Source organism: Salmonella sp. SA15303, assembly GCF_029962125.1.
Lineage (GTDB): Bacteria > Pseudomonadota > Gammaproteobacteria > Enterobacterales > Enterobacteriaceae > Salmonella > Salmonella enterica.
Map to the genome: position 1 here is coordinate 1,701,917 of NZ_CP123924.1, position 24,669 is coordinate 1,726,585.

The 24,669-nt window shown below is 53.3% G+C and carries 25 protein-coding genes; 15 read left to right on the forward strand and 10 right to left on the reverse strand.

Going from position 1 to position 24,669, the window contains the following annotated elements; genetic code table 11:
• Positions 1–137: 137 nt before the first annotated feature.
• From folE to mglC, 6 genes are all read left to right on the forward strand, one after another.
• Entirely contained in the window at positions 138–806 is a 669-nt protein-coding gene (gene folE, locus QEN31_RS08105) for a GTP cyclohydrolase I FolE (protein WP_023993394.1), read from the forward strand.
• 14 nt (positions 807–820) lie between these two features.
• Complete coding sequence (gene yeiB, locus QEN31_RS08110; protein ID WP_001520237.1) at positions 821–1,963, forward strand: DUF418 domain-containing protein YeiB; 1,143 nt, start codon at positions 821–823, stop codon at positions 1,961–1,963.
• Positions 1,964–2,112: 149 nt separating this feature from the next.
• Positions 2,113–3,135 (forward strand): HTH-type transcriptional regulator GalS, encoded by a 1,023-nt coding sequence (gene galS, locus QEN31_RS08115; protein ID WP_000628631.1) that lies wholly within the window; start codon positions 2,113–2,115, stop codon positions 3,133–3,135.
• Between the two features lie 498 nt (positions 3,136–3,633).
• Positions 3,634–4,632, forward strand: a complete 999-nt coding sequence (gene mglB / locus QEN31_RS08120; RefSeq protein ID WP_001036952.1) for a galactose/glucose ABC transporter substrate-binding protein MglB — start codon at positions 3,634–3,636, stop codon at positions 4,630–4,632.
• Between the two features lie 133 nt (positions 4,633–4,765).
• Complete coding sequence (mglA, locus tag QEN31_RS08125) at positions 4,766–6,286, forward strand: galactose/methyl galactoside ABC transporter ATP-binding protein MglA (protein WP_000535917.1); 1,521 nt, start codon at positions 4,766–4,768, stop codon at positions 6,284–6,286.
• Positions 6,287–6,301: 15 nt separating this feature from the next.
• Entirely contained in the window at positions 6,302–7,312 is a 1,011-nt protein-coding gene (mglC, locus tag QEN31_RS08130; RefSeq protein WP_001275101.1) for a galactose/methyl galactoside ABC transporter permease MglC, read from the forward strand.
• Positions 7,313–7,386: 74 nt separating this feature from the next.
• Here mglC and preA read toward each other — a convergent pair whose 3' ends face one another.
• The 8 genes from preA to QEN31_RS08170 form a co-directional block, all read right to left on the reverse strand.
• Positions 7,387–8,622 (reverse strand): NAD-dependent dihydropyrimidine dehydrogenase subunit PreA, encoded by a 1,236-nt coding sequence (gene preA / locus QEN31_RS08135; protein WP_000956097.1) that lies wholly within the window; start codon positions 8,620–8,622, stop codon positions 7,387–7,389.
• Positions 8,616–9,857 carry an NAD(P)-dependent oxidoreductase gene (locus QEN31_RS08140; RefSeq protein WP_001136395.1) on the reverse strand — a complete coding sequence of 414 codons (1,242 nt, stop codon included), beginning with the start codon at positions 9,855–9,857 and terminating at the stop codon, positions 8,616–8,618. The genes preA and QEN31_RS08140 overlap by 7 nt, the downstream gene beginning before the upstream one ends.
• Positions 9,858–10,061: 204 nt before the next feature.
• Positions 10,062–10,307 (reverse strand): DUF2542 family protein, encoded by a 246-nt coding sequence (locus tag QEN31_RS08145; RefSeq protein ID WP_000605187.1) that lies wholly within the window; start codon positions 10,305–10,307, stop codon positions 10,062–10,064.
• A complete protein-coding gene (gene sanA / locus QEN31_RS08150) occupies positions 10,304–11,023 on the reverse strand; it encodes an outer membrane permeability protein SanA (RefSeq protein WP_000920081.1) in 720 nt (239 codons plus the stop codon). The genes QEN31_RS08145 and sanA overlap by 4 nt, the downstream gene beginning before the upstream one ends.
• Positions 11,024–11,199: 176 nt before the next feature.
• The gene (gene cdd / locus QEN31_RS08155) at positions 11,200–12,084 is read right to left on the reverse strand and encodes a cytidine deaminase (protein WP_000553526.1); all 885 of its coding nucleotides are present in this window, start codon (positions 12,082–12,084) and stop codon (positions 11,200–11,202) included.
• 153 nt (positions 12,085–12,237) lie between these two features.
• Positions 12,238–12,933 carry a CidB/LrgB family autolysis modulator gene (locus QEN31_RS08160; RefSeq protein WP_000989296.1) on the reverse strand — a complete coding sequence of 232 codons (696 nt, stop codon included), beginning with the start codon at positions 12,931–12,933 and terminating at the stop codon, positions 12,238–12,240.
• The gene (locus QEN31_RS08165; RefSeq protein ID WP_000045719.1) at positions 12,930–13,328 is read right to left on the reverse strand and encodes a CidA/LrgA family protein; all 399 of its coding nucleotides are present in this window, start codon (positions 13,326–13,328) and stop codon (positions 12,930–12,932) included. The genes QEN31_RS08160 and QEN31_RS08165 overlap by 4 nt, the downstream gene beginning before the upstream one ends.
• Positions 13,329–13,459: 131 nt before the next feature.
• The gene (locus QEN31_RS08170) at positions 13,460–14,368 is read right to left on the reverse strand and encodes a LysR substrate-binding domain-containing protein (RefSeq protein ID WP_000024658.1); all 909 of its coding nucleotides are present in this window, start codon (positions 14,366–14,368) and stop codon (positions 13,460–13,462) included.
• Positions 14,369–14,493: 125 nt separating this feature from the next.
• On the opposite strand from QEN31_RS08170, the gene mhbT reads away from it, so the two are divergent.
• The 6 genes from mhbT to dusC all read left to right on the forward strand — a co-directional run bounded on the left by mhbT (position 14,494) and on the right by dusC (position 20,526).
• Positions 14,494–15,852, forward strand: coding sequence for a 3-hydroxybenzoate transporter MhbT (gene mhbT, locus QEN31_RS08175; protein ID WP_000194218.1), 1,359 nt, complete (start codon positions 14,494–14,496; stop codon positions 15,850–15,852).
• 11 nt (positions 15,853–15,863) lie between these two features.
• Positions 15,864–16,901, forward strand: coding sequence for a gentisate 1,2-dioxygenase (gene gtdA, locus QEN31_RS08180; RefSeq protein ID WP_001289857.1), 1,038 nt, complete (start codon positions 15,864–15,866; stop codon positions 16,899–16,901).
• Between the two features lie 15 nt (positions 16,902–16,916).
• Positions 16,917–17,618: a fumarylacetoacetate hydrolase family protein gene (locus QEN31_RS08185; RefSeq protein ID WP_000170621.1), complete on the forward strand. Its 702-nt coding sequence runs from the start codon at positions 16,917–16,919 to the stop codon at positions 17,616–17,618.
• Between the two features lie 8 nt (positions 17,619–17,626).
• Positions 17,627–18,271, forward strand: a complete 645-nt coding sequence (maiA, locus tag QEN31_RS08190; RefSeq protein ID WP_000781183.1) for a maleylacetoacetate isomerase — start codon at positions 17,627–17,629, stop codon at positions 18,269–18,271.
• Positions 18,272–18,285: 14 nt separating this feature from the next.
• Positions 18,286–19,479 carry a 3-hydroxybenzoate 6-monooxygenase gene (locus QEN31_RS08195; RefSeq protein ID WP_000150113.1) on the forward strand — a complete coding sequence of 398 codons (1,194 nt, stop codon included), beginning with the start codon at positions 18,286–18,288 and terminating at the stop codon, positions 19,477–19,479.
• 108 nt (positions 19,480–19,587) lie between these two features.
• Complete coding sequence (gene dusC / locus QEN31_RS08200) at positions 19,588–20,526, forward strand: tRNA dihydrouridine(16) synthase DusC (protein ID WP_023202765.1); 939 nt, start codon at positions 19,588–19,590, stop codon at positions 20,524–20,526.
• A 57-nt stretch (positions 20,527–20,583) separates the two neighbouring features.
• Here the strand turns inward: dusC and yohP are convergent, their stop codons facing one another.
• Positions 20,584–20,667 (reverse strand): small membrane protein YohP, encoded by an 84-nt coding sequence (yohP, locus tag QEN31_RS25365; protein WP_000698460.1) that lies wholly within the window; start codon positions 20,665–20,667, stop codon positions 20,584–20,586.
• Between the two features lie 317 nt (positions 20,668–20,984).
• Here yohP and mdtQ point away from each other — a divergent pair, with 317 nt between their 5' ends.
• Together mdtQ and QEN31_RS08215 are read left to right on the forward strand one after the other, a co-directional pair.
• Positions 20,985–22,421: a multidrug resistance outer membrane protein MdtQ gene (mdtQ, locus tag QEN31_RS08210; RefSeq protein WP_001081457.1), complete on the forward strand. Its 1,437-nt coding sequence runs from the start codon at positions 20,985–20,987 to the stop codon at positions 22,419–22,421.
• Between the two features lie 65 nt (positions 22,422–22,486).
• Positions 22,487–23,248, forward strand: coding sequence for an SDR family oxidoreductase (locus QEN31_RS08215; RefSeq protein ID WP_000169608.1), 762 nt, complete (start codon positions 22,487–22,489; stop codon positions 23,246–23,248).
• 47 nt (positions 23,249–23,295) lie between these two features.
• Here the strand turns inward: QEN31_RS08215 and QEN31_RS08220 are convergent, their stop codons facing one another.
• A complete protein-coding gene (locus QEN31_RS08220; protein ID WP_001523476.1) occupies positions 23,296–23,865 on the reverse strand; it encodes a DedA family protein in 570 nt (189 codons plus the stop codon).
• Between the two features lie 158 nt (positions 23,866–24,023).
• On the opposite strand from QEN31_RS08220, the gene QEN31_RS08225 reads away from it, so the two are divergent.
• Positions 24,024–24,611 carry a Yip1 family protein gene (locus QEN31_RS08225; RefSeq protein WP_001017057.1) on the forward strand — a complete coding sequence of 196 codons (588 nt, stop codon included), beginning with the start codon at positions 24,024–24,026 and terminating at the stop codon, positions 24,609–24,611.
• Positions 24,612–24,669: the final 58 nt, after the last annotated feature.

Consider the following 24,669-nt stretch of genomic DNA (forward strand, 5'->3'; position numbering starts at 1 on the left):
GCGACAATTTCAACAATTATGGGCGTGAATACTGGATTATGTGCGCTACCTCACGCACAATAATCACACTGTCACAATATTGACAAACTTTGCCCCATGCAGGGCAGAGGCGCCACACCTGCAGGAGAACACGATTAATGCCATCACTCAGTAAAGAATCGGCCCTGGTTCATGACGCGCTGGTTGCCCGGGGGCTGGAAACGCCGCTGCGCCCGCCTATGGATGAACTGGATAATGAAACGCGAAAAAGCCTTATCGCAGGGCATATGACTGAGATTATGCAGTTGCTGAATCTCGATTTGAGCGATGACAGTCTGATGGAAACGCCGCATCGTATCGCTAAGATGTACGTTGACGAGATTTTCGCCGGCCTCGACTATGCCAATTTCCCGAAAATTACCCTCATTGAAAATAAAATGAAGGTGGATGAAATGGTCACCGTCCGCGATATCACGCTGACCAGCACCTGTGAACATCACTTTGTGACCATTGATGGCAAAGCGACCGTCGCGTATATCCCCAAAGATTCCGTGATCGGCCTGTCGAAAATTAACCGCATCGTGCAATTCTTCGCCCAGCGTCCGCAGGTTCAGGAACGTTTGACCCAACAAATTCTGACGGCGCTGCAAACCTTGCTCGGCACCAATAATGTAGCGGTATCGATTGATGCGGTGCATTACTGCGTGAAAGCGCGCGGTATTCGTGACGCAACCAGCGCCACGACGACGACGTCGCTGGGCGGATTGTTTAAGTCCAGCCAGAATACGCGCCAGGAGTTTCTGCGTGCCGTTCGCCATCATCCATGATTAAGGCGGAGACGATGGAGCGTAATGTCACGCTGGATTTTGTACGTGGCGTCGCTATCCTCGGTATCCTGCTTCTTAACATTAGCGCCTTTGGATTGCCGAAGGCGGCTTATCTCAATCCCGCCTGGTACGGCGCGATCGTTCCCGAAGACGCCTGGTCCTGGGCGATTCTCGATATTGTGGCGCAGGCTAAGTTTCTTACTCTGTTCGCGTTGTTGTTTGGCGCGGGGCTACAAATGCTGCTTCCGCGTGGTAAACAGTGGATTCAGTCGCGCTTAACGCTATTGGTACTGTTAGGTTTTATCCATGCGTTATTCTTTTGGGACGGCGACATTCTGCTGGCCTACGGTCTGGTCGGGTTAATTTGCTGGCGACTGGTACGCGACGCGCCTTCGGTAAAAAGCCTGTTCAATACTGGCATACTCCTTTATCTGGTCGGGATTGGCGTGCTACTGCTGCTGGGCGTGGTATCGAGTAGCGAAACCAGCCGCGCCTGGACGCCGGATGCGTCGGCAATATTGTATGAAAAATACTGGAAGCTGAATGGCGGCATGGAGGCTATCAGCAACCGGGCAGAGATGCTGTCGAATAGTTTACTGGCGCTCGGCGCGCAGTATGGCTGGCAACTGGCGGGTATGATGCTGCTGGGCGCTGCGCTAATGCGTAGCGGCTGGCTGAAAGGTCAGTACAGTCTGCGGCACTATCGCCGTACCGGGGCTCTGCTGGTGGCGTTAGGGCTAATGATCAACCTGCCTGCGGTCATTTTACAATGGCGGCTGGACTGGGCGTACCGCTGGTGCGCCTTCTTATTGCAGGCGCCGCGCGAACTGAGCGCGCCGTTGCAAACGCTGGGCTATGCCGCGCTGATGTTTGGCTTCTGGCCGCAGCTTAGCCGATGCAGACTGACACTTGCCATTGCCTGCGTAGGGCGAATGGCGCTGACCAATTATCTGCTGCAGACGATCATCTGTACCACGCTGTTTTATCAGTTTGGCTTATTTATGAAATTCAATCGACTGGAACTCTTGTTCTTTGTCGTTCCGGTATGGGCAATAAACCTTCTCTTTTCCGTCATCTGGCTACGTTTCTGGCGACAGGGACCGGTCGAGTGGTTATGGCGTCAACTCACGTTGCGCGCGTCAGGATCGCTCAGATAACGATCTGGATCACATTCATTAACAAAATGGCTGTAACCGTTTCCATCCCTGTGATGTTTCTCACGCAGCCCTGGGCAGGGTGCTGACAAAATAGCCGCCTGCTAACGGGGCATTTGTGAGCATTTTTGAACTCAAACAGGGCAGTGAATATGATCACCATTCGTGATGTAGCGCGCCAGGCTGGCGTGTCTGTAGCGACCGTTTCCCGCGTACTGAATAACAGCGCGTTAGTCAGTCCCGACACCCGTGACGCCGTTATGCAGGCCGTCACCCTGCTGGGATATCGGCCAAATGCGAATGCGCAAGCGCTGGCCACCCAGGTGAGCGACACCATCGGCGTCGTGGTCATGGATGTTTCCGATGCCTTTTTCGGCGCTCTGGTGAAAGCCGTAGATCTGGTCGCGCAGCAGCACCAGAAATATGTTCTCATTGGCAACAGTTATCATGAGGCGGAAAAAGAGCGCCATGCGATTGAAGTCTTGATCCGTCAGCGTTGTAACGCATTGATTGTTCACTCAAAAGCCTTAACCGATCGCGAGCTGAGCGACTTTATGGATCAGATCCCCGGTATGGTGCTGATTAACCGTATCGTGCCGGGTTATGCGCATCGTTGTGTTTGTCTCGACAATGTGAGCGGCGCCAGAATGGCGACCCGAATGTTGCTGAATAATGGACATCAACGCATCGGCTACCTGGCCTCCAGCCACCGTATTGAAGATGACGCGATGCGCAGAGAAGGGTGGTTACACGCGCTGCAAGAGCAGGGGATTGCTGCGTCGGAGAGCTGGATAGGCACCGGCACGCCGGACATGCAGGGCGGCGAGTCGGCAATGGTTGAGTTGCTGGGACGCAATCTGCAACTGACGGCGGTATTTGCCTATAACGATAACATGGCGGCGGGCGCGCTGACGGCGTTAAAAGATAACGGCATCGCCATTCCCTTGCATCTGTCTGTCATCGGTTTCGATGATATCCCTATTGCTCGTTATACCGATCCTCAGTTGACTACCGTGCGCTATCCTATTGCTTCTATGGCGAAAATCGCGACCGAGCTGGCGTTACAGGGGGCTGCAGGCACGCTGGATATCACGGCGACGCACTGCTTCATGCCGACCCTGGTACGGCGCCATTCGGTGGCATGGCGACAGAATGCGGTACTGATCACTAACTGATTACGCACCGCATGTAACCGTTTTCAATCTGTGAGTAAATTCACAGTTTATTAACATTGTGATAGCTATGATGACAACGTTTGTCGCACTGTAACTAACGTGTAACAGTTAGTTGTCAGTTTTGCTGGGGTATTTCGCTTATAAAAACCGTTATCACAATATCCCGCGACTACCGGACAAAAATAAAGAGTTGAATAAGAGCTTATCCCATTAGGGCTATTTTACTTGCCATTTTGGACCTGGGCAGTGCTCGCCAAAACGCGTTAGCGTTTTGAACGCCGCTAGCGGCGGCCCGAAGGGCGAGCGTAGCGAGTCAAACCTCACGTACTACGTGTACGCTCCGGTTTTTGCGCGCTGTCCGTGTCCAAACTGGCTGCGCCAATAACGCCTGGTGGGATAGGCTCTAAATACGCTTCGGCGTTCAGTAACACGCGTTAACGTGCTGAACAGCCGGGCATTTTTTTACGCTATACCCTACATAATAAAACCGGAGCTACCATGAATAAGAAGGTACTGACCCTTTCTGCCGTGATGGCAAGTCTGTTATTCGGCGCGCACGCGCAGGCGGCTGATACTCGTATTGGCGTGACGATTTATAAATATGACGATAACTTTATGTCCGTGGTGCGTAAGGCTATTGAAAAAGATGGCAAATCCGCGCCGGATGTTCAGCTACTGATGAATGACTCGCAAAACGATCAATCTAAACAGAATGATCAAATTGACGTTTTATTGGCGAAAGGGGTTAAAGCTCTGGCGATTAACCTGGTCGACCCGGCAGCCGCCGGTACGGTGATTGAGAAAGCGCGCGGGCAAAATGTGCCGGTGGTGTTCTTTAACAAAGAGCCTTCCCGCAAAGCGCTGGACAGCTATGACAAGGCGTATTATGTCGGGACTGACTCTAAAGAATCCGGTGTGATTCAGGGCGACTTGATTGCCAAACACTGGCAGGCGAATCAGGGTTGGGATCTGAATAAAGACGGTAAAATTCAGTATGTTCTGCTGAAAGGCGAGCCGGGGCACCCGGATGCTGAAGCTCGTACGACGTATGTGGTGAAAGAGTTAAATGATAAAGGTATTCAGACCGAGCAACTGGCGTTAGACACCGCCATGTGGGATACCGCGCAGGCAAAAGATAAGATGGATGCCTGGCTATCTGGCCCGAACGCTAACAAGATTGAAGTGGTTATCGCGAATAACGATGCGATGGCGATGGGCGCGGTAGAGGCGCTGAAAGCGCATAATAAATCGTCGATTCCGGTCTTTGGCGTCGATGCGTTACCGGAAGCTTTGGCGCTGGTGAAATCGGGCGCGATGGCCGGTACGGTACTGAATGACGCCAACAATCAGGCGAAAGCGACATTCGATCTGGCGAAAAACCTCGCCGAAGGCAAGGGCGCGGCTGACGGCACCAACTGGAAGATTGAGAACAAAATCGTGCGCGTGCCTTATGTCGGCGTGGACAAAGACAATCTGAGCGAATTTACCCAAAAATAACTTTTCCGTCTGTGGGCGCAATTTTGTTGCGCCCTGAAACCGTGGAAGGGTGACGCGCCGCAGACCGGATAACGTATTTCTTTTGCCATCCGGCGCGGATAGTCATAATTAAAAAGGCCGACAGGGTATCATTATGGGCAGCACGATCTCTCCGTCGTCGGGTGAATATTTGTTGGAAATGCGTGGCATTAACAAATCATTTCCCGGCGTGAAAGCGCTTGATAATGTCAACTTAAACGTTCGTCCGCACTCTATTCATGCATTAATGGGCGAAAACGGCGCAGGCAAATCAACATTATTAAAATGTCTTTTCGGTATTTATCAAAAAGACTCCGGCAGCATTGTATTTCAGGGAAAAGAAGTGAACTTCCATTCGGCGAAAGAAGCGCTGGAGAATGGGATTTCGATGGTACACCAGGAGTTAAATCTGGTATTGCAACGTTCGGTCATGGATAACATGTGGTTGGGACGTTATCCCACCAAAGGTATGTTTGTCGACCAGGATAAAATGTACCAGGATACCAAAGCGATATTTGATGATCTGGATATCGATATTGACCCGCGCGCGCGCGTGGGAACGTTATCCGTTTCGCAAATGCAGATGATCGAAATTGCGAAGGCGTTTTCCTATAACGCTAAGATCGTTATTATGGATGAGCCGACCTCATCGTTAACTGAGAAAGAGGTTAATCATCTGTTCACCATTATTCGCAAGCTGAAAGAACGTGGCTGCGGAATTGTTTATATCTCGCATAAAATGGAAGAAATTTTTCAATTGTGCGATGAAATTACTATCTTGCGCGACGGTCAGTGGATTGCCACCCAGCCGCTGGAAGGGCTGGATATGGATAAGATCATTGCGATGATGGTCGGGCGTTCCCTGAACCAGCGCTTTCCGGATAAAGAAAATAAGCCGGGCGACGTGATTCTGGAGGTTCGTCACCTGACCTCACTGCGCCAGCCTTCCATTCGCGATGTCTCCTTTGATTTGCACAAGGGCGAAATTCTGGGCATTGCCGGTCTGGTTGGGGCAAAGCGTACCGATATCGTCGAAACGCTGTTTGGCATTCGTGAGAAGTCGTCCGGGACAATCACTTTACATGGCAAGAAAATTAATAATCACACTGCGAACGAAGCGATTAACCACGGTTTTGCGCTGGTGACGGAAGAGCGTCGTTCCACCGGAATTTATGCCTATCTGGATATCGGATTTAACTCATTAATTTCGAATATCCGTAATTATAAAAATAAAGTGGGGCTACTGGATAATTCCCGGATGAAAAGCGACACCCAATGGGTTATTGATTCCATGCGGGTAAAAACGCCGGGGCATCGCACGCAAATTGGCTCACTTTCCGGCGGCAATCAGCAAAAGGTGATCATTGGTCGCTGGCTATTAACGCAGCCGGAAATATTAATGCTGGACGAACCGACCCGCGGTATTGATGTCGGCGCAAAGTTTGAAATTTATCAGCTTATTGCGGAACTGGCGAAAAAAGGCAAGGGGATCATCATTATCTCTTCTGAAATGCCGGAGCTGTTAGGGATTACCGATCGTATCCTGGTGATGAGTAACGGTCTCGTTTCCGGCATTGTCGATACTAAAACAACAACGCAAAACGAAATTTTGCGTCTTGCTTCTTTGCACCTTTAAGATCAGGGGCTCCTTATGAGTGCGTTAAACAAGAAAAGCTTTTTGACCTGGCTGAAAGAGGGCGGAATTTACGTCGTTCTTTTAGTGCTGCTGGCGATTATTATTTTCCAGGACCCGACTTTTTTAAGTTTGCTGAATTTAAGTAATATTCTGACGCAATCTTCGGTACGTATTATTATCGCGCTGGGCGTGGCGGGACTCATCGTCACCCAGGGGACAGACCTGTCGGCGGGGCGTCAGGTAGGGCTGGCGGCGGTCGTGGCGGCAACATTACTGCAATCAATGGAAAACGCCAATAAAGTGTTTCCGGAAATGGCGACCATGCCGATTGCGCTGGTCATCCTGATTGTCTGCGCGATTGGCGCGGTGATTGGCCTGGTGAACGGCATCATCATTGCTTACCTGAACGTGACGCCGTTTATTACCACGCTTGGCACGATGATTATCGTTTATGGGATCAACTCCCTTTACTATGACTTTGTCGGCGCTTCGCCCATTTCCGGCTTTGACAGCGGCTTTTCCACCTTTGCACAGGGCTTTGTGGCGATGGGCAGTTTCCGGCTCTCATACATCACCTTTTACGCTCTGATTGCGGTAGCGTTTGTCTGGGTGCTGTGGAATAAGACCCGTTTTGGTAAAAACATTTTTGCTATTGGCGGCAACCCGGAGGCGGCGAAAGTTTCTGGCGTAAACGTGGCGCTGAACCTGCTGATGATTTATGCGCTCTCCGGCGTGTTTTATGCCTTCGGCGGCTTACTGGAAGCAGGGCGTATTGGTTCTGCCACCAACAACCTCGGCTTTATGTATGAACTGGATGCGATTGCCGCGTGCGTGGTCGGGGGCGTATCGTTTAGCGGCGGAGTGGGGACGGTCTTCGGCGTGGTGACCGGCGTCATTATCTTTACCGTCATCAACTATGGCCTGACCTATATCGGGGTAAACCCGTACTGGCAGTACATTATCAAAGGCGGCATTATCATTTTCGCCGTGGCGCTGGACTCGCTGAAATACGCGCGTAAGAAGTAGTTATCCAGACCTATTACTTTGCTTATCAGATAACCCGGCGCAGCGAAACTGCGCGCCGGGCTTCATACCGCGAGCTACAGTGTTAACGCGTGCTCTTTTTCGCCTTTTTTAAATTTGACCTCGCCTAAATCAATACAGGCGACCGGGCAGACATGACCGCACAGCAGACAACCGACGCATTTTTCCGTATTGCAATGCGGCGTGCGGCTGTGTTCATCCCACTCCATCGCCTGATGACCGCCGTCATAGCAGGAGATATAGCAACGTCCGCAGCCGACGCATTTCTCCTGATTAATCCGCGGATAGACGATATAGCTGCGATCCAGCTCTTCCGCCGGGATAATATTGCCATTCGCCAGCCCGATCATCTCCTGTAATGAGGCAAATCCCTGATCGGCCAGATAGTGGCTGAGGCCGCTCGCCATATCTTCTACAATGCGGTAACCGTATTGCATAATGCCTGTCGTCACCTGTAGGGTCGCCGCGCCCAGCAGCAGAAATTCGGCAGCGTCTTCCCAGGTTTCAATGCCGCCGATACCGCTAATCGGGAAATCGCGCAGTTCAGGGTGCATTCGCAACTGCTGGATAAAACGCAGCGCAATGGGTTTCACCGCTTTTCCTGAATAACCGGAGATACTGGATTTACCGTTAACCACCGGCATCCCGATTTTGCGGTTCAGGTCGATGTTAGTGATGGATTTCACGGTGTTGATGGTGGCGATACCGTCGGCTCCGCCGCGTTTGGCGGCCAGCGCGACTTCGCACATATCGCCAATATTCGGTGTCATTTTCGCCAGCATTGGCAAAGATGAACCGCGTTTTACGGCGCGGCAGTATTTTTCAACCAGTTCCGGGCTTTGCCCTACATCGCTTCCCATGGCGTGCGAGGTCATCTGCGGGCAAGAGAAGTTACACTCAATCATATCCGCGCCGGCTTCTTCAACCAGACGCGCCAGTTCCTGCCACTGCTGTTCATTTTCTCCCATGATGGAAGCAATCAGCACCTTATCCGGATAATCCTGTTTTAGCCGTCGAATGGCGGCCAGATTCTCTTCCAGCGGATGCTCAGCAATTTGCTCCATGTTTTTGAAACCAATAAAACCGGTATCTTCTTTCGTCAGGTGGTCAAAACGTGGAGAGACTTCGTTGGCAATAAAAAAACCAATGGTTTTAAAAACGATCCCGCCCCAGCCGGTATCATAGGCTTTGGCGCACATCTCATAACAATTGCCTACCGGAGAAGAAGAAAGACAAAACGGATTGGGAAACTTAACGCCGCAAAAGGTAACAGACAAATCTTTTGTTAACATGAGCAGGCCTCCTCTAAATAATGATGAATAGCCTGAGCGGCTTCTTTTCCGGTTTTTACCGCATAAACGACGGTCTTATCACCTTTAACAATATCGCCAGCGGCAAAGATCGCCGGGTCGTCGGTTTGATAATTATGCGTGTCGATAATATTATGCTGCGCTTTTATCTCCGCAAAGGTATCCAGTCGCGCGTGCTGCCCCACGGCCAAAATAATATTTTCCGCTTCCAGCGTCAGTTCTCCTGAGTGGCGTACATGGTGGAAGGTCACTTTATTTCCGCTGACGGCGACAGGCGTAAAACCATCAATAATCGATACGCCTAATGCCTGCGTGCTGGTAAATTCTTTTTCGCTGGCGGGGAATTGGGCTAATTCTTCCCGCGCCACGCAGGTGACGGAAGGACAGCCGAGAATTTTTAACGTACTGGCGACATCCATCGCTACGTCGCCGCCGCCAATAATTAATGCGCTACGCGGAACGCTAATATCGCCGTCGGCCTGACGGGCGCGCTGTAAAAAATCAACGGCAATCTCTACGTGACTGGCTTGCTCAAATAACGGTAAATCAGAGCCACAGGACATCCCGACGGTCATCAGCACGGCGCGATATTCGGCTTTGAGTTGCGCAAGCGATAGCGACCCGCCCACGTCACAATTACATTTAATATTGACGCCCATTTCTACAATGCGGGCAATTTCCTGATCGAGTACGCTTTGCGGCAGACGAAATGCCGGGATGCCGTGACGCAGCCATCCGCCGGGCTGCGGCTGTTTTTCGTAAATGGTGACGTCATAGCCTAAATGCGTGAGCGTCACGCTTGCCTGCAAACCTGCCGGACCCGCGCCAATAATCGCGACTTTCCCGTGTGTTTTACTCCCGGGCTGATAAATCTGCATGGCGGTCTGCTGTTCAAAATCGGTAATAAAACGTTGCAGGCGTGCAATATCAATAGGTTTATCTATTCCGGAACGTGTACATCCGCGCTGGCATAATTTTTCCGTCGGACAGACTCTGGCGCAGACGGCGCCAAGCGCATTATTTTCCCGGATAGTTTCCGCTGCGCCTTTAAAATTGCGAAAGTAAATAGAACGAATAAATTTCCCCGGATCGGTTTGCGCCGGGCAAGCCTGACTACAGGGCGCATCGTGACATAATAAACAACGTGAAGCCTCTTTTATTGCCAGTAATGGCGTAAAACCAGGCGTGAGTTCATCCAGATAATTTTGTTGCGGCATATAATCTTCCTTAATGCTTGAATAAATTAAGGCGAAACGCAAATAACGCGTTTTAATGATCCAAAATCTACCGCCAGCCTAAGCATTGAAAGAAGGGTATTCTGTGAAAGAATTCACAAAAAAATGAAACCAGAATGCAAAACAGCATTTGTTCCTTATATCATAATAATAACTATTCTCAATTTTAAAGGGATAATAAATAGATTAACGATAAAAAAGAAGATAAATAATCATTCCAGTAAATAAAAAACCGCAACCGGTATAAAGAAAAAGATAAGACCAATATTGTACGGGATCGGCATGGCGATAGACATAAACCGGTTTTCGCGCATTTTTGACAACTTTATCTACCGCGCCGGTTCGCCAGCCTTTCCAGGCCTCACGGAAGCAAAAAAGCGGGAGTAGCAGAAAGGCTAATATGACAAATATCGTCTGTACATCCATGATCATTTCCCTTTTTTCTTTTCCAGTTCAAGCAATTGTTCCGGCGTAACGGCCGGATACCCCTGGGCGTCATTCGGCACCTGATGCTGCGTGGGAATAGGTACCAGCGGGCCTAAAAAACGCGGTTCGCGTTTAAAAATATAGAGATCCGCCAGCGCGCTAAAGCGGGCGCCAAATTCGCGCAGGCGCACTGTCAGCATATTTTTGGGCGAAGGTACCGCGTAACACTGCGCCTGAATGCCCATATGCAGCGCAATAAACAAGGCGCGTTCGCAGTGGAAGCGCTGAGTGATGATAATAAAGTCGTTGGTATCAAACACTTTGCGGGTACGCACAATGGAGTCAAGCGTACGGAAGCCAGCGTAATCAAGCACAATGTCCGCAGGATCGACGCCCGCCGCGATGAGGTCTTTGCGCATGGTCATCGGTTCGTTATAGCTTTGCAGGGCATTGTCGCCGCTGAGCAGCAGGTAATTGACTTTACCGCTATTGTAAGCGTTTAACGCGCCCTGAATACGGTAACGATAGTACTGATTAATGACACCCTTGCGATAGTATTTGGCTGTCCCTAACACGACGCCAACCTGGCGGTAGGGGAGATCCTGTAGCTCGTCATAGATATAGGGCGCTGTTTTCCAGCTCATCCACCGATCGAGGCCAAGCACCGTCAACAGCAGCAAGCCTACCAGGACCAACAGGCTGTAAAACACGCGCTTTAACATGCAGGAAACTCGATACCAGGATGAAAGTACGATCAGGCTACTGTACCCGAAGACGTAGCGCAAGAAACCGCCGTCTGATTGCGGAGGTTTTCAGCATGATTTCCCTTGTATCGGGTCGCGGGAGAGGAGAGTCAGGCCGGATAAGACGCCAGTGCGTCGCTATCCGGCACATTTGCTTAGCCGAGAAGCACGCGGTCAATATTATGGCAACCTAACGCTTTCAGCGTTGCGGCGGTGGCATCCCATTGAATTAATGCTGCATCGCCTTTTTCCGCCAGAATCGCGCGCTGAATATCCGCATAGTCATAGCCATTGAGACTCAGCAGGTTTAGCGCGCCTTGCAGCGGGGGAAGCGTAGGGTTAAAGGCGGCGTTTTCCGCATAGCTGCCGGTGAAAATACGGCCATCTTTACATTCCAGCGCCACGCCGCTCGGTGAGTGGCTATAAGGCATATGGCTCTTATTGGCTGCCGTAATCGCCGCTTGCGTTAGCGTATCGCCCGTTAACGTAAAGCCATGATCCTGCTCGTCCATCAGCAGCGTTTTGATCTCCAGATCTTTTGGCCCGAAAGCGTCAGGCAGATAATCGCGTAACGTATGCGGCGCGCGGCCCGGCAGATGAATACGCAGATCCAGACCGCTGTTCAGCTCGTTCATAAACTGGCGACAGTGGCCGCAAGGCGTGTAGTTAACGGTGACGGCGGCGAGCCCTTTTTCGCCGCGTAGCCAGGCGTGGCTAATCGCGCTTTGTTCAGCATGCACAGTTTGTTGCATGGTGGCGCCCAGGAACTCCATATTCGCGCCGAAATACCAGTTGCCGCTAACGCCGCGCGCAATCGCGCCGACGTTAAAATGGGACAAATCGGTACGGGCGCAGGCCGCCGCCAGAGGTAACAGTGCGAAAGCCAGCGCGTCTTCGTCCAGTCCCGCCGTATTTTTAAGCGTCGAGACCTGCTCTGCGGTCAGCATGGCGGGAAAATGGTGGTCCGCCAGGATAGGGGCCAGCGCTGATTGCAAATTATCCGCAAGCTGGGCAAAAGCAGTTTGAAAACGTGGATGCATGGCGTTGCCTCATAACAATGTAATGGAACCGTAGTTTACGGGCCTGCTATGTCTTAATATGTGATCTAAATCTCATTGCTTATGCAACTTGTGAAACTTAAATAAAAAATGCGCGACGTATCGCAAATTTTAACCCGGTCTTTTGTCCCGTCGTTAGCGCATTACCGCCAGAATGAGCGGAAACAAAAAGGGCGCTACCAGCGAGGTAATAATGCCGCAGATCACCAGCGCCAGGGAGCTAAACGCGCCTTCCTGGTAATCCAGCTCGGCACAGCGCGCAGTACCGAGCGCATGTGAGGCGGTCCCCATTGCCAGCCCGCGTGCGGCCTTAGTACGGATGTGCATCGCGTTTAACAGCGTGTGGCCAAACACCGCGCCCAGAATACCGACAAAAATTACGCATACCGCGCTGATCGCAGGGATGCCGCCGATGCTGCCGCCCACCGCCATCGCGATAGGCGTAGTCACGGATTTAGGCAGTACCGATGCCGCGATTTCAGGCGTTGCGCCCATCAGCAAGGCAACGGATGTCCCGGTAATCATCGCTACCAGACTGCCGACAAAACAGATGCTAATAATGGATTTCCAACGCGCGCGAATCTGGTGCAACTGTTCATAAAGGGGATAGGCCAGCGCCACCACCGCCGGTTGCAGCAGATCGTTAAGTACTTCGCTGCCTTTGAAGTAGTGCTCGTAGGGAATACCGGTCAGCAACAGAAAAGGAATAATGACTACCATTGCCACCAGCAGCGGATTCAGCAACGGCATTTTAAAATGCGCCGCCAGTCTGCGGGCGGCGAAAAATACCGCCAGCGTCAGCGGTAACGACCACCAGATATATGTCATCATTTTTTCGTTCCCTTCTGCCCAACCACTTTACGCTCACCGTGTATCAGATGTGAACTCCAGCTTACGACCACAAAAACGACCAGCGTACTGATAGCGCAAGAGACCACCACCGGGCCGAATTGCGCGCGCAGTAAGTCAAAATATTGCATGACCCCAACGCCAATTGGCACAAACAGCAACGCCATATAACGAATCAGCACATAACAGCCGGGGTTAACCCACTTTGCCGGCAGAATTTGCAGCGCCAGCAATACAAACAGAATTAACATCCCGATAATGCTGCCGGGAATAGTGATAGGAAGGAGTGATGCAAGAAAAATGCCTGCGTACAAACAGGCATAAATCAATACAAAAGCGCGTATATATTGCCAGATAATATTCAGTGACTTACTCATGTTTAAAGCCCTTGATGAGATGGATTCATCATACAATTAAACGTTAAAACGTGCTACCGATCACATCATGAATTCTTAGCATAGTGGGTATAGACAGCAGGAACATCGGGCAATGCCCCTGGTCGGCGGCGTTAAACTTGGGCTAAAAAATACAAAAAGCGACTCAGGGCCAAAGACGGCGTCTCATTCTTACGCCAGAACATCCCTACGCTGCCTTTTTGCTCAATTTTTGGCAAGTTTAAAATCGCCAGTTGCCCCTGGCTGGCATAGCGTTGCGCCAGCCGTAAAGAAAGAATAGAGATCATATCGCTGCTTTGCAGCAAATTGGTGCTGACGTTCATTGACGCCGATTCAATGGTGTTTTCCGGGAGCATGACGCCATTATCGACGAGGGCGTTATCAATACTGATGCGAATAGGGGTGCCGGTTGGCCAGACTATCCACCGCCAGTGCGCCAGATCGCTCCAGGCGATCTGCGCTCGCGCGGCCAGCGGATGGTGCGGACGCGCCACAAAGCAGACCGGCTCGGTATAAAGTACCTGATAATTAAGCGGCAGTTGCAGGGCGCGTCCGCCGACACGCCCTACCACCACATCCACCTGACCGGCAAGCAAATCGTGCAGCAGCGGCGTCATTACCTTCTCTTCAATATTCAGATGCAGCGTCGGCATTTCGTTAAGCAGGCTCAGAATCGCCTGTGATACGCAGTCAGTCGCCACGGGCGAACAGCCGATCTTCAGGCTGCCAACCAGGCCGCCCTGCTTGAAACGGGCGATTTCATACTGTGAACGCTCCAGATCGTTAATTAGGCGCTGGGCGTGCTGGAGCAGTAATTTACCGCCTTCCGAGGGCCGTAGCCCTTTACTGTGGCGCTCAAAAAGCGTGATGCCTATCTCATCTTCGAGTTGAGATAACCACTTCGATAGCGCCGGCTGGGAGATATTCATCATCCGGGCGACGTGCGTCAGGTTGCCCTGTTCGCCCAGCGCAACCAGCGTTTGTAGGTGATGTAATTTCAATTTCTGCGCCCAGTTCGCCATTCGCTATAACCTCCAGGTTATGTCTCTGCCTGAAAAGCCATTGTACATTTTATCGCTCACTCTACAAACTCGTAACATAGCAAACATAAAAACAACATCTATCTCCCTGCACTGAGGCATTAGCTATGACTCAACGACGTGATCTACAAGCCCTTATTGATGCCGCGCCCGTCGGCAAAATGCAGTGGCGCGTTATCATCTGCTGTTTTCTGGTGGTTATGCTCGACGGTTTCGACACCGCCGCGATTGGCTTCATCGCCCCGGATATTCGTACTCACTGGCAGCTAAGCGCCAGCGAACTTGCGCCGCTGTTTGGCGCAGGGCTGCTGGGGCTTACGGCCGGCGCGCTGCTATGCGGGCCGCTGGCGGATCGCTTTGGCCGCAAGCGGGTCATTGAGCTTTGCGTGGCGCTATTCGGCGCATTGAGCCTGCTTTCCGCTTTCTCGCCGGATATAGAAACCCTGGTGTTGCTGCGCTTCTTAACCGGTCTGGGACTGGGCGGAGCGATGCCGAATACCATCACCATGACGTCGGAATACCTTCCCGCTCGTCGACGCGGAGCGCTGGTCACGCTGATGTTCTGCGGTTTTACCCTGGGGTCGGCGATGGGCGGGATTGTGAGCGCGCAACTGGTGCCGCTGATTGGCTGGCACGGAATTCTGGCGCTAGGCGGCATCTTGCCTTTGATGCTGTTTTTCGGCCTGCTGTTCGCGCTGCCGGAATCTCCCCGCTGGCAGGTACGCCGCCAACTACCGCAAGCCGTTGTCGCCCGGACGGTCAGCGCCATTACCGGCGAGCGCTATCACGATACGCAATTCTTTCTGCATGAGACGGCAGCCATCGCCAAAGGCAGTATTCGCCAGCTTTTTGCCGGGCGACAGCTTGTCATTACCCTGATGTTATGGGTGGTGTTCTTTATGAGCCTGCTCATTATCTATCTGCTTTCCAGCTGGATGCCGACGTTACTTAACCATCGCGGTATTGATCTGCAACAGGCATCATGGGTGACTGCCGCATTCCAGGTCGGCGGTACGCTTGGCGCGCTGTTACTCGGCGTGTTGATGGACCGGCTTAACCCGTTCCGGGTACTGGCGGTGAGCTATGCGCTGGGCGCGGTTTGCATTGTCATGATAGGTCTGAGCGAAAACGGCCTTTGGCTGATGGCGCTGGCGATTTTTGGTACCGGCATCGGTATTAGCGGTTCCCAGGTAGGGCTTAATGCTCTGACGGCGACGCTGTACCCCACCCAAAGCCGGGCGACGGGCGTGAGCTGGTCGAACGCCATTGGACGCTGCGGGGCGATTGTCGGTTCGCTCTCCGGCGGCATGATGATGGCCCTCAATTTCTCTTTCGATACGTTGTTTTTTGTCATTGCTATTCCGGCGGCTATCAGCGCGGTAATGCTTACCCTGCTGACGGTGGTTGTCCGCCTTTCGATTTCTGTACCTGACGACCTGCCGCGTGCCAGCGTCGTAAACGAATAAGGAGAATCTCCATGTCTGAAATAAATCAGAACGTAAAAGATAGCCGTCAGCAGTATTACCAGCATATTTCCGGGCAGAATCTGACGCCGCTGTGGGAATCGTTACATCACCTGGTACCGCAGACGCCAAACGCCAACTGCGCGCCGGCCTACTGGAATTATCAGGAAATTCGTCCGCTACTGATGGAAAGCGGCAATGTCATTGGCGCGAAAGAGGCGATCCGCCGGGTGCTGGTGCTGGAAAATCCGGCATTGCGCGGTCAGTCGTCGATCACGGCGACCTTATACGCTGGTTTACAGCTGATCCTGCCCGGCGAAGTCGCGCCGAGTCATCGCCATAACCAGTCGGCGCTGCGTTTTATCGTCGAAGGTAAAGGCGCATTTACCGCGGTGGACGGCGAGCGCACGCCAATGCATACCGGCGATTTTATCCTGACGCCGCAGTGGCGCTGGCACGATCATGGTAATCCGGGGTCAGAGCCAGTGGTATGGCTGGATGGTCTGGATCTGCCGTTAGTCAACCTCCTGGGCTGTGGGTTTGCGGAAGACTATCCCGAAGATCAGCAGCCGGTGACGCGAAAAGAGGGCGATTATCTGCCGCGCTATGCAGCGAATATGCTGCCGCTGCGCCACCAGCGCGGGAACTCGTCGCCGATTTTCAACTACCGTTACGACCGCAGTCGCGAGGCGCTGCACGATCTGACCCGTATGGGCGATCCGGATGAGTGGGAAGGTTACAAGCTGCGTTACGTTAATCCCGTCACCGGCGGTTATCCGATGCCGTCGATGGGCGCGTTCCTGCAACTGCTGCCAAAAGGCTTTGCCTCGCGTGTGGCGCGGAGCACCGACAGCACTATCTACCACGTCGTTGAAGGGGCAGGGCAGGTCACTATCGGCAACGAAACTTTTCATTTTTCCGCAAAAGACATTTTTGTGGCGCCGACCTGGCATGAGGTGTCGTTTCGCAGCAGCGAAGACACGGTGTTATTCAGTTTTTCGGACAAGCCGGTTCAGGAAGCCCTGGGGCTGTTCCGCGAAGCACGTTATTAATTAGGGAGAGAGAACATGACCAAATATGTATTCCAGCCGCAGGCTCCGGTAACAGTACCCGTGGCGGGCAGTGATGAGCAGTTTCCGGTACGTCGCGTTTACTGCGTGGGTCGCAACTATGCCGCCCATGCCCGTGAAATGGGCTTTGATCCCGACCGCGAACCGCCGTTCTTCTTTTGTAAACCAGCGGACGCTGTCGTCCCGGTAGCGGCGGGGGATACCCTGGAACTGCCGTATCCGGCGCAGACTGATAACTACCATTATGAAATTGAGCTGGTGGTGGCGATTGGTAAAAAAGGGAGCGATATTCCGCTGGAAAAAGCCCATGAATATGTCTGGGGATACGCCACCGGTCTGGACATGACGCGTCGCGATCGTCAGATGGAAATGCGTCAGATGGGACGCCCGTGGGAAATCGGCAAAGCGTTCGATCTCTCCGCGCCCATTGCGCCATTACACAAAGCCGCTGAAACGCATAATGTGGATAACGCCCCTATTTGGCTACAGGTTAACGGCGAAGACCATCAGCGCAGCGATATTCGTCACCTGATTTGGTCGGTGAATGAAACCATCAGCTATTTGTCCGGCTTTTTTGAATTGCAGCCAGGCGATTTGATTTTCACCGGTACGCCAGAGGGGGTGGGCGCAGTGGTGAAAGGGGATGTCATCACCGGGAACGTAGAAGGTCTGACGCCGATTGCTGTGAAAATTGTCTGAGGTGAACGATGAAGCTGTACAGTTTCTTTAATAGTTCGGCGTCTTATCGTGTACGTATTGCGCTGGCGTTAAAGGGGATTGATTACCAGACAGTGGGCGTCAATATTCGTATCGGCCAGCAGAATGCGCTGGCCTACCGACGGATGAATCCGGTAGGCCTGGTGCCGACGCTAGTCACTGATGACGGCGAATCGTTGGGGCAATCGCTGGCCATCGTCGACTGGCTGGACCGACATTTTCCGCAAACGCCGCTGCTGCCGACGAGCGACCCGGCGCGCAGCCAGGCGCTGGAAATTGTCTACGCTATCGCCTGCGATATACACCCGATCAATAACATGCGCGTGTTGCGCTACCTGACCGATGAGCTGAAGGTTAGCGAAGAGGATAAAAAACGCTGGTACGCCCACTGGATACAGCAAGGGTTAAGCGCGGTAGAGCAGCTATTGCGTAAAAGTCAGTCCGGACGATTCTGCGTGGGCGACGCGCCAGGCCTTGCGGACTGCTGCCTGATTCCTCAGTGGGCGAATGCGCTCAGGATGGGCTGCGATTTATCAGGCTATCCGCGCTGTAAAGCCGTTTATGACGCCTGCGTACAGCTACCGGCGTTTATTGCCGCCGCGCCGGAAAATCAACAAGATAAAATCCCGGCCTGAAAAGGAGAATGACCATGACTCACGTGACAAGCGCAATTATTGTAGGTGGCGGAATCGGCGGCGCGGCGACCGCGCTGTCGCTGGCGCGCCAGGGAATAAAAGTCATGCTGCTGGAAAAAGCGCACGAAATTGGCGAGATTGGCGCGGGTATTCAGCTTGGGCCGAACGCTTTTTCGGCGCTGGATAGTCTCGGTGTGGGCGATGTTGCCCGCCAGCGTGCGGTGTTTACCGATCACATTACCATGATGGATGCCGTGAATGCCGAAGAAGTGGTACGCATTGAAACCGGGCAGGCGTTCCGCGACCATTTTGGCGGGCCGTATGCGGTAATTCACCGGGTAGATATTCATGCAACGGTATGGGAAGCGGTGCTGACGCACCCTGGCGTGGAGTATCGTACCTCGACCCATATTGTCGATATCCGCCAGACGCCGGATGACGTTACGGTGTTTGATGAGCAGGGAAATAGCTGGACGGCGGATATTCTCGTGGGCTGCGACGGCGTTAAATCGGTCGTGCGGCAAAGTTTACTCGGCGACGCGCCGCGCGTAACGGGGCATGTAGTCTATCGGGCGGTGATTGATTGCGACGATATGCCGGACGATTTACGTATTAACGCACCGGTGCTGTGGGCAGGCCCGCATTGTCACCTGGTTCATTATCCGCTGCGCGGAGGCCAACAGTACAATCTGGTGGTGACATTCCACAGCCGCCAGCAAGAAGAGTGGGGCGTGAAAGACGGCAGTAAAGAAGAGGTGCTCTCTTATTTTGCCGGCATTCATCCCCGCCCGCGCCAGATGCTGGATAAGCCGACCTCCTGGCGCCGCTGGTCGACCGCCGATCGCGAGCCGGTCGCAAAATGGGGAACCGAGCGTATCACTCTGGTGGGCGACGCCGCGCATCCGGTGGCGCAATATATGGCCCAGGGCGCCTGTATGGCGCTGGAAGACGCCGTCACGCTAGGCAAAGCGCTGGAACGCTGCGACGGCGACGCGCAGCAGGCATTTGCGCTGTATGAGTCGGTGCGTATTCCCCGCACGGCGCGTATCGTCTGGTCTACCCGCGAGATGGGGCGTCTCTATCACGCCGCCGGGGTGGAGCGTCAGGTGCGTAATCTGTTGTGGAAAGGGAAATCGCAGGAGGCGTTTTATCGCGGTATCGAATGGCTGTACGGCTGGAAAGAAGATAACTGTCTTGAGCCGCGTTGAGCACTTTACGTGACGTAGGGTGGCGTTTGCGCCGCCACCCGGCAAAAAGTTTTGCTCATCGCAGAGAGGCGTTATGATAGCGCCTCTTTTTTTGCTGTGGATACCGATATGCGTGTTTTACTGGCGCCGATGGAAGGCGTGCTCGACGCGTTAGTGCGCGAGCTGCTGACCGAAGTGAATGATTACGATCTCTGCATCACCGAATTTGTGCGCGTGGTGGATCAGCTGCTGCCGGTAAAAGTGTTTCATCGCATCTGCCCGGAGTTGCATCACGCCAGCCGCACGCCGTCCGGCACGCCGGTGCGTATTCAGCTTCTGGGTCAGCATCCGCAGTGGCTGGCGGAAAACGCCGCGCGGGCGACGGCGTTGGGATCGTATGGCGTGGACCTGAACTGCGGCTGTCCGTCAAAAGTGGTGAACGGCAGCGGCGGCGGCGCGACATTGCTCAAAGATCCCGAACTCATCTATCAGGGCGCGAAAGCGATGCGGGCCGCGGTACCGTCGCATCTGCCGGTGACGGTAAAAGTGCGTCTCGGCTGGGATAGCGGCGATAGAAAATTTGAAATCGCCGATGCGGTGCAGCAGGCCGGCGCCAGTGAACTGGTGGTGCATGGTCGTACCAAAGCGCAGGGCTACCGCGCCGAGCATATCGACTGGCAGGCGATCGGCGAAATACGCCAGCGTCTGACTATTCCGGTTATCGCTAATGGCGAAATCTGGGACTGGCAGAGCGCGCAGGCATGTATGGCGACCAGCGGCTGCGATGCGGTGATGATCGGCCGTGGGGCGTTAAATATTCCTAACCTGAGTCGGGTGGTGAAGTATAACGAGCCGCGTATGTCGTGGCCGGAAGTAGTGACGTTATTACAAAAATATACCCGGCTGGAAAAGCAGGGCGATACCGGTTTATACCATGTCGCGCGTATTAAACAGTGGTTGGGATATTTACGTAAGGAATATATTGAGGCGACGGAACTCTTTCAGTCGATTCGGGCGTTAAACCGTTCGTCCGAGATTGCGCGGGCGATTCAGGCTATTAAAATCTAATCTCTACAGCGTCCAGAACGTGTGCCGGGCAGATACTATCACTGCCCGGCGCAGGAATCAGAAAATCATCTTAAACACGCCCGTTACCACCAACAGCCCAATCAGAAAAATAATTAAGATTGCCCATAGAAGAATTTTCATTGTTTGTCCCTTTATTGGTAAATACAAACAAAGTATAGGAAAGTATTAAGCCATCTGCTGCCTTGTTGGGCGCGGCGACGTTTAACTCATGAAGGCTGCTGGCGCGTATTGCAGCAAAATCGTTCATTTATGAACGGGTTAGTGGGACTTTTCATTGAAGTATTACATCAAAAAATGTATCAGATGAAATTATTTGCTAATCATATAAATTTCAAAATATGTCTTTTGTTGTCTGATGATGTATTGCCACGCGTAACTAAAAAATAGATCGCCGTAAGACGTACTCTCTGCGCACCTTTTTTTATCAGAACACCTCCATGAATCGTAATTCTTTCCTTGCCGCGACAGCGAGCTTACCGCTTTTTATTTTGCTGGCGGGCTGCGCCCCTATGCACGATACCCGCCAGTCGCTGACCCAGCAGACGCCCTCTTCTCATGTTGATTCCAGCCTGCCGGCGGCATTGAAAAACGGTTGGCCGGATAGCCAGTGGTGGAAGGCGTATCACGATGCGCAGCTTGACGCGCTGATCGATAATGCCATACAGCATTCGCCGGATATGCAGGTGGCTGAACAGCGTATTCAACTGGCGGAAGCGCAGGCGAAAGCGGTTGAGGCGCAGGACGGCCCGCAGCTCGACTTTTCTGCCGACATTGAGCGCCAGCGAATGTCCGCGGAAGGGCTGATGGGGCCATTCGCGATTACCGACCCCGCGGCGGGAACGACCGGGCCGTGGTATACCAACGGTACATTCGGCCTGACGGCGGGCTGGGATCTGGATTTATGGGGGAAAAACCGCGCTGAAGTTACCGCGCGGATCGGGGCGGTCAAAGCGCGCGAAGCGGAGCAGGAGCAGACCCGACAACTGCTGGCAAGCGGCGTGGCGCGACTCTACTGGGAGTGGCAGACGCAGGCGGCGCTGAAAAATGTGCTGATGCAAATCGAGCATGAGCAGCAAAACGTGGTGACGGTAAACCGGGAGCTGTATCAACACGGCATTACTTCTTCTGTTGAAGGGGTCGAGACCGATATCGACGCCAGCAAAACCCAGCAGCAGTTGAATGACGTTAACGGTAAAATGAAGGTTATTGAAGCGCGGCTCAGCGCGTTAACCAATACGCAATCGGCGGCGCTCAAGCTGCGTCAGGTGAGTCTCCCCGCCGTTGAAAGCCAGTTACCGTCGCAACTGGGCTATTCGTTGCTGGCGCGCCGGGCGGATCTACAGGCCGCGCACTGGTACATTGAATCCTCGTTGAGCAGCATTGACGCCGCGAAGGCCGCGTTTTATCCCGATATCAATCTGATGGCTTTTTTACAGCAGGATGCGTTACATCTGAGCGATCTGTTCCGCCATTCCGCACAGCAATATGGCATTACCGGCGGGCTGACGCTGCCGATTTTCGACAGCGGCAGGCTGAATGCCAACCTCGATATCGCCAAAGCGCAAAGCAACCTTTCTATCGCCAACTACAACAAAGCGGTGGTAGATGCGGTTAATGATGTGGCGCGCGCCGCCAGTCAGGTAGAGACGCTGGCGCAGAAAAATCAGCATCAGCAGCAGATTGAGCATGACGCGCAGCGTGTGGTCGGTCTGGCGCAAGCGCGCTTTAATGCCGGCATTATTGCGGGTTCCCGCGTGAGCGAGGCCAAAATCCCGGCACTGCGCGAGCAGTGTAACGGCTTGCTGTTGCAGGGCCAGTGGCTGGATGCCTCTATTCAGCTTACCAGCGCGCTGGGCGGCGGTTATCATTCCTGATTTTTCCGGATGATTCAGACAGGGTTCCTATACTTAGGCTGTGTATGAATCATCCGGAGAGGAATATGACCAAAGTCGCAATTGTAACGGCATCAGATTCGGGAATTGGCAAAGCGTGTGCATTGTTATTAGCACAAAACGGTTTTGATATTGGTATCACCTGGCATTCCGATGAACGCGGCGCGCAGGAGACGGCGAAAAAAGCGGCGCAGTTTGGTGTGCGGGCAGAGACCATTCATCTTGACCTGAGCCAGTTACCCGAGGGCGCGCAGGCCATTGAACATCTTATCCAGCGCCTGGGGCGCGTTGACGTGCTGGTCAATAATGCCGGGGCGATGACCAAATCCGCGTTTATTGATATGCCGTTTACGCAGTGGCGGCAAATTTTTACCGTGGACGTCGATGGCGCGTTTCTCTGCGCGCAGATCGCCGCCCGGCATATGATTAAACAAGGAGAGGGAGGGCGCATTATCAACATCACCTCCGTCCATGAGCATACGCCGCTTCCGCAAGCCAGCGCCTATACCGCGGCGAAACATGCGTTGGGGGGATTGACTAAATCCATGGCGCTGGAACTGATTGAGCATCATATTTTGGTCAACGCCGTCGCGCCAGGCGCTATCGCCACGCCGATGAATGATATGGATGACAGCGACATTGAGCCGGGATCGGAACCCTCGATCCCTATCGCCCGACCGGGTTCTACGCATGAAATAGCCAGCCTCGTCGCCTGGCTGTGTTCGGAAGGCGCAAGCTATACCACCGGTCAGTCGCTGATTGTCGACGGCGGGTTTATGCTGGCGAATCCGCAATTCAACGCAAAATAAACGCCGGGGCCGGGTGGCGGCGTTATGCCATCCGGATACCATCGGGTTTAACGGGCCTCCGCTTTGCCGCGTCTTTTCAGCCACCAGCGCACGCCCACCACCAGGACGATGGCCAGAATCAGCCAGACTCCGTGCCTGAGATGCTGATCGAGGTCGTGCAGCCATGGCGCGATCACCTCGCCGCCAAGATATCCCAGCGTGGTAAACAGCAGCGCCCAGATCAGCGCGCCTACAATATTCAGCGGCAGAAAAATTTTAGGCGGCAGGCGGCTGGCGCCAATCAGCAGCGGGCCAACCACCCGGAAGCCGTACATAAAACGCGTGCCGATCACAAACAGATACGGATGGCGTTGGATCATTTTCTGCGCGCGACGAATCTTCGTATGATAACGGGGGAAACGACGCAGGATCTTCCCGCCATAGCATCGTCCTAACAGATAAAGTAGCTGATCGCCCATCATCCCTCCCAGCGCGACAGCCGCCGCCACCAGCGGAAACTTGAGCAATCCCTGATGCGCCGCGACGCCCCCCAACAGGGTAACGGTTTCACCTTCGGCCATACTGCCGATAACCAGCGCCGCATAGCCATAATGCGTAATAAGCGTGTTGATATCCATGCGTAAACCACCTCCGGCATTAAGCATACACCCTGGCAAGAGGCGTGCGCGGCAAAGCCGACGTTTTGCCGGAGACTATTTTGCCATTGTTCATAAAATAACCAGAAACTGAATTATACTTGAACATACTGGCATCTGAGGCAGCAGAAGGGGGCAGTATGAACCATGTATGGGGGCTTTTTTCCCATCCCGATCGGGAAATGCAGGTGATCAAAAGCGAAAACGAAACTGTTTCGCATCACTATACGCACCATGTTTTGCTGATGGCGGCGATTCCCGTCGTCTGCGCCTTTATCGGCACGACGCAAATCGGCTGGAATTTTGGCGACGGCAATGTGTTACAACTCTCGCTGTTTACCGCTTTTGCGCTGGCGGTCTTGTTCTACGGCGTGATGCTGGCGGGCGTCGCGGTGATGGGACGCGTCATCTGGTGGATGGCGCGAAACTATCCGCAACGGCCATCGCTTGCGCGCTGTATGGTTTTTGCCGGCTATGTCGCGACGCCGCTGTTTTTAAGTGGTCTGGTGGCGCTCTATCCCCTGGTATGGCTATGCGCACTGGTCGGCGCTGTCGCGCTCTTTTACACCGGCTATTTGCTGTATTTGGGTATTCCGACTTTCCTTAACATTAATAGAGAGGAAGGATTAAGCTTCTCCAGTTCGACGCTCGCTATCGGCGTACTGGTCCTGGAGGTGCTACTGGCGATCACCGTGATCCTGTGGGGATACGGCTACCGCCTGTTCTGATGCGAAAAAGGGCTGGCGCAAAAGCCAGCAATGCAGCATTTGCTGACGATTCTTCTGT

Coding starts and splice junctions, on each gene's coding strand:
- folE (WP_023993394.1), top strand. CDS start 138: ATGCCATCACTCAGTAAAGAATCGGCCCTGGTTCATGACGCGCTGGTT.
- yeiB (WP_001520237.1), top strand. CDS start 821: ATGGAGCGTAATGTCACGCTGGATTTTGTACGTGGCGTCGCTATCCTC.
- galS (WP_000628631.1), top strand. CDS start 2,113: ATGATCACCATTCGTGATGTAGCGCGCCAGGCTGGCGTGTCTGTAGCG.
- mglB (WP_001036952.1), top strand. CDS start 3,634: ATGAATAAGAAGGTACTGACCCTTTCTGCCGTGATGGCAAGTCTGTTA.
- mglA (WP_000535917.1), top strand. CDS start 4,766: ATGGGCAGCACGATCTCTCCGTCGTCGGGTGAATATTTGTTGGAAATG.
- mglC (WP_001275101.1), top strand. CDS start 6,302: ATGAGTGCGTTAAACAAGAAAAGCTTTTTGACCTGGCTGAAAGAGGGC.
- preA (WP_000956097.1), bottom strand. CDS start 8,622: ATGTTAACAAAAGATTTGTCTGTTACCTTTTGCGGCGTTAAGTTTCCC.
- QEN31_RS08140 (WP_001136395.1), bottom strand. CDS start 9,857: ATGCCGCAACAAAATTATCTGGATGAACTCACGCCTGGTTTTACGCCA.
- QEN31_RS08145 (WP_000605187.1), bottom strand. CDS start 10,307: ATGATCATGGATGTACAGACGATATTTGTCATATTAGCCTTTCTGCTA.
- sanA (WP_000920081.1), bottom strand. CDS start 11,023: ATGTTAAAGCGCGTGTTTTACAGCCTGTTGGTCCTGGTAGGCTTGCTG.
- cdd (WP_000553526.1), bottom strand. CDS start 12,084: ATGCATCCACGTTTTCAAACTGCTTTTGCCCAGCTTGCGGATAATTTG.
- QEN31_RS08160 (WP_000989296.1), bottom strand. CDS start 12,933: ATGATGACATATATCTGGTGGTCGTTACCGCTGACGCTGGCGGTATTT.
- QEN31_RS08165 (WP_000045719.1), bottom strand. CDS start 13,328: ATGAGTAAGTCACTGAATATTATCTGGCAATATATACGCGCTTTTGTA.
- QEN31_RS08170 (WP_000024658.1), bottom strand. CDS start 14,368: ATGGCGAACTGGGCGCAGAAATTGAAATTACATCACCTACAAACGCTG.
- mhbT (WP_000194218.1), top strand. CDS start 14,494: ATGACTCAACGACGTGATCTACAAGCCCTTATTGATGCCGCGCCCGTC.
- gtdA (WP_001289857.1), top strand. CDS start 15,864: ATGTCTGAAATAAATCAGAACGTAAAAGATAGCCGTCAGCAGTATTAC.
- QEN31_RS08185 (WP_000170621.1), top strand. CDS start 16,917: ATGACCAAATATGTATTCCAGCCGCAGGCTCCGGTAACAGTACCCGTG.
- maiA (WP_000781183.1), top strand. CDS start 17,627: ATGAAGCTGTACAGTTTCTTTAATAGTTCGGCGTCTTATCGTGTACGT.
- QEN31_RS08195 (WP_000150113.1), top strand. CDS start 18,286: ATGACTCACGTGACAAGCGCAATTATTGTAGGTGGCGGAATCGGCGGC.
- dusC (WP_023202765.1), top strand. CDS start 19,588: ATGCGTGTTTTACTGGCGCCGATGGAAGGCGTGCTCGACGCGTTAGTG.
- yohP (WP_000698460.1), bottom strand. CDS start 20,667: ATGAAAATTCTTCTATGGGCAATCTTAATTATTTTTCTGATTGGGCTG.
- mdtQ (WP_001081457.1), top strand. CDS start 20,985: ATGAATCGTAATTCTTTCCTTGCCGCGACAGCGAGCTTACCGCTTTTT.
- QEN31_RS08215 (WP_000169608.1), top strand. CDS start 22,487: ATGACCAAAGTCGCAATTGTAACGGCATCAGATTCGGGAATTGGCAAA.
- QEN31_RS08220 (WP_001523476.1), bottom strand. CDS start 23,865: ATGGATATCAACACGCTTATTACGCATTATGGCTATGCGGCGCTGGTT.
- QEN31_RS08225 (WP_001017057.1), top strand. CDS start 24,024: ATGAACCATGTATGGGGGCTTTTTTCCCATCCCGATCGGGAAATGCAG.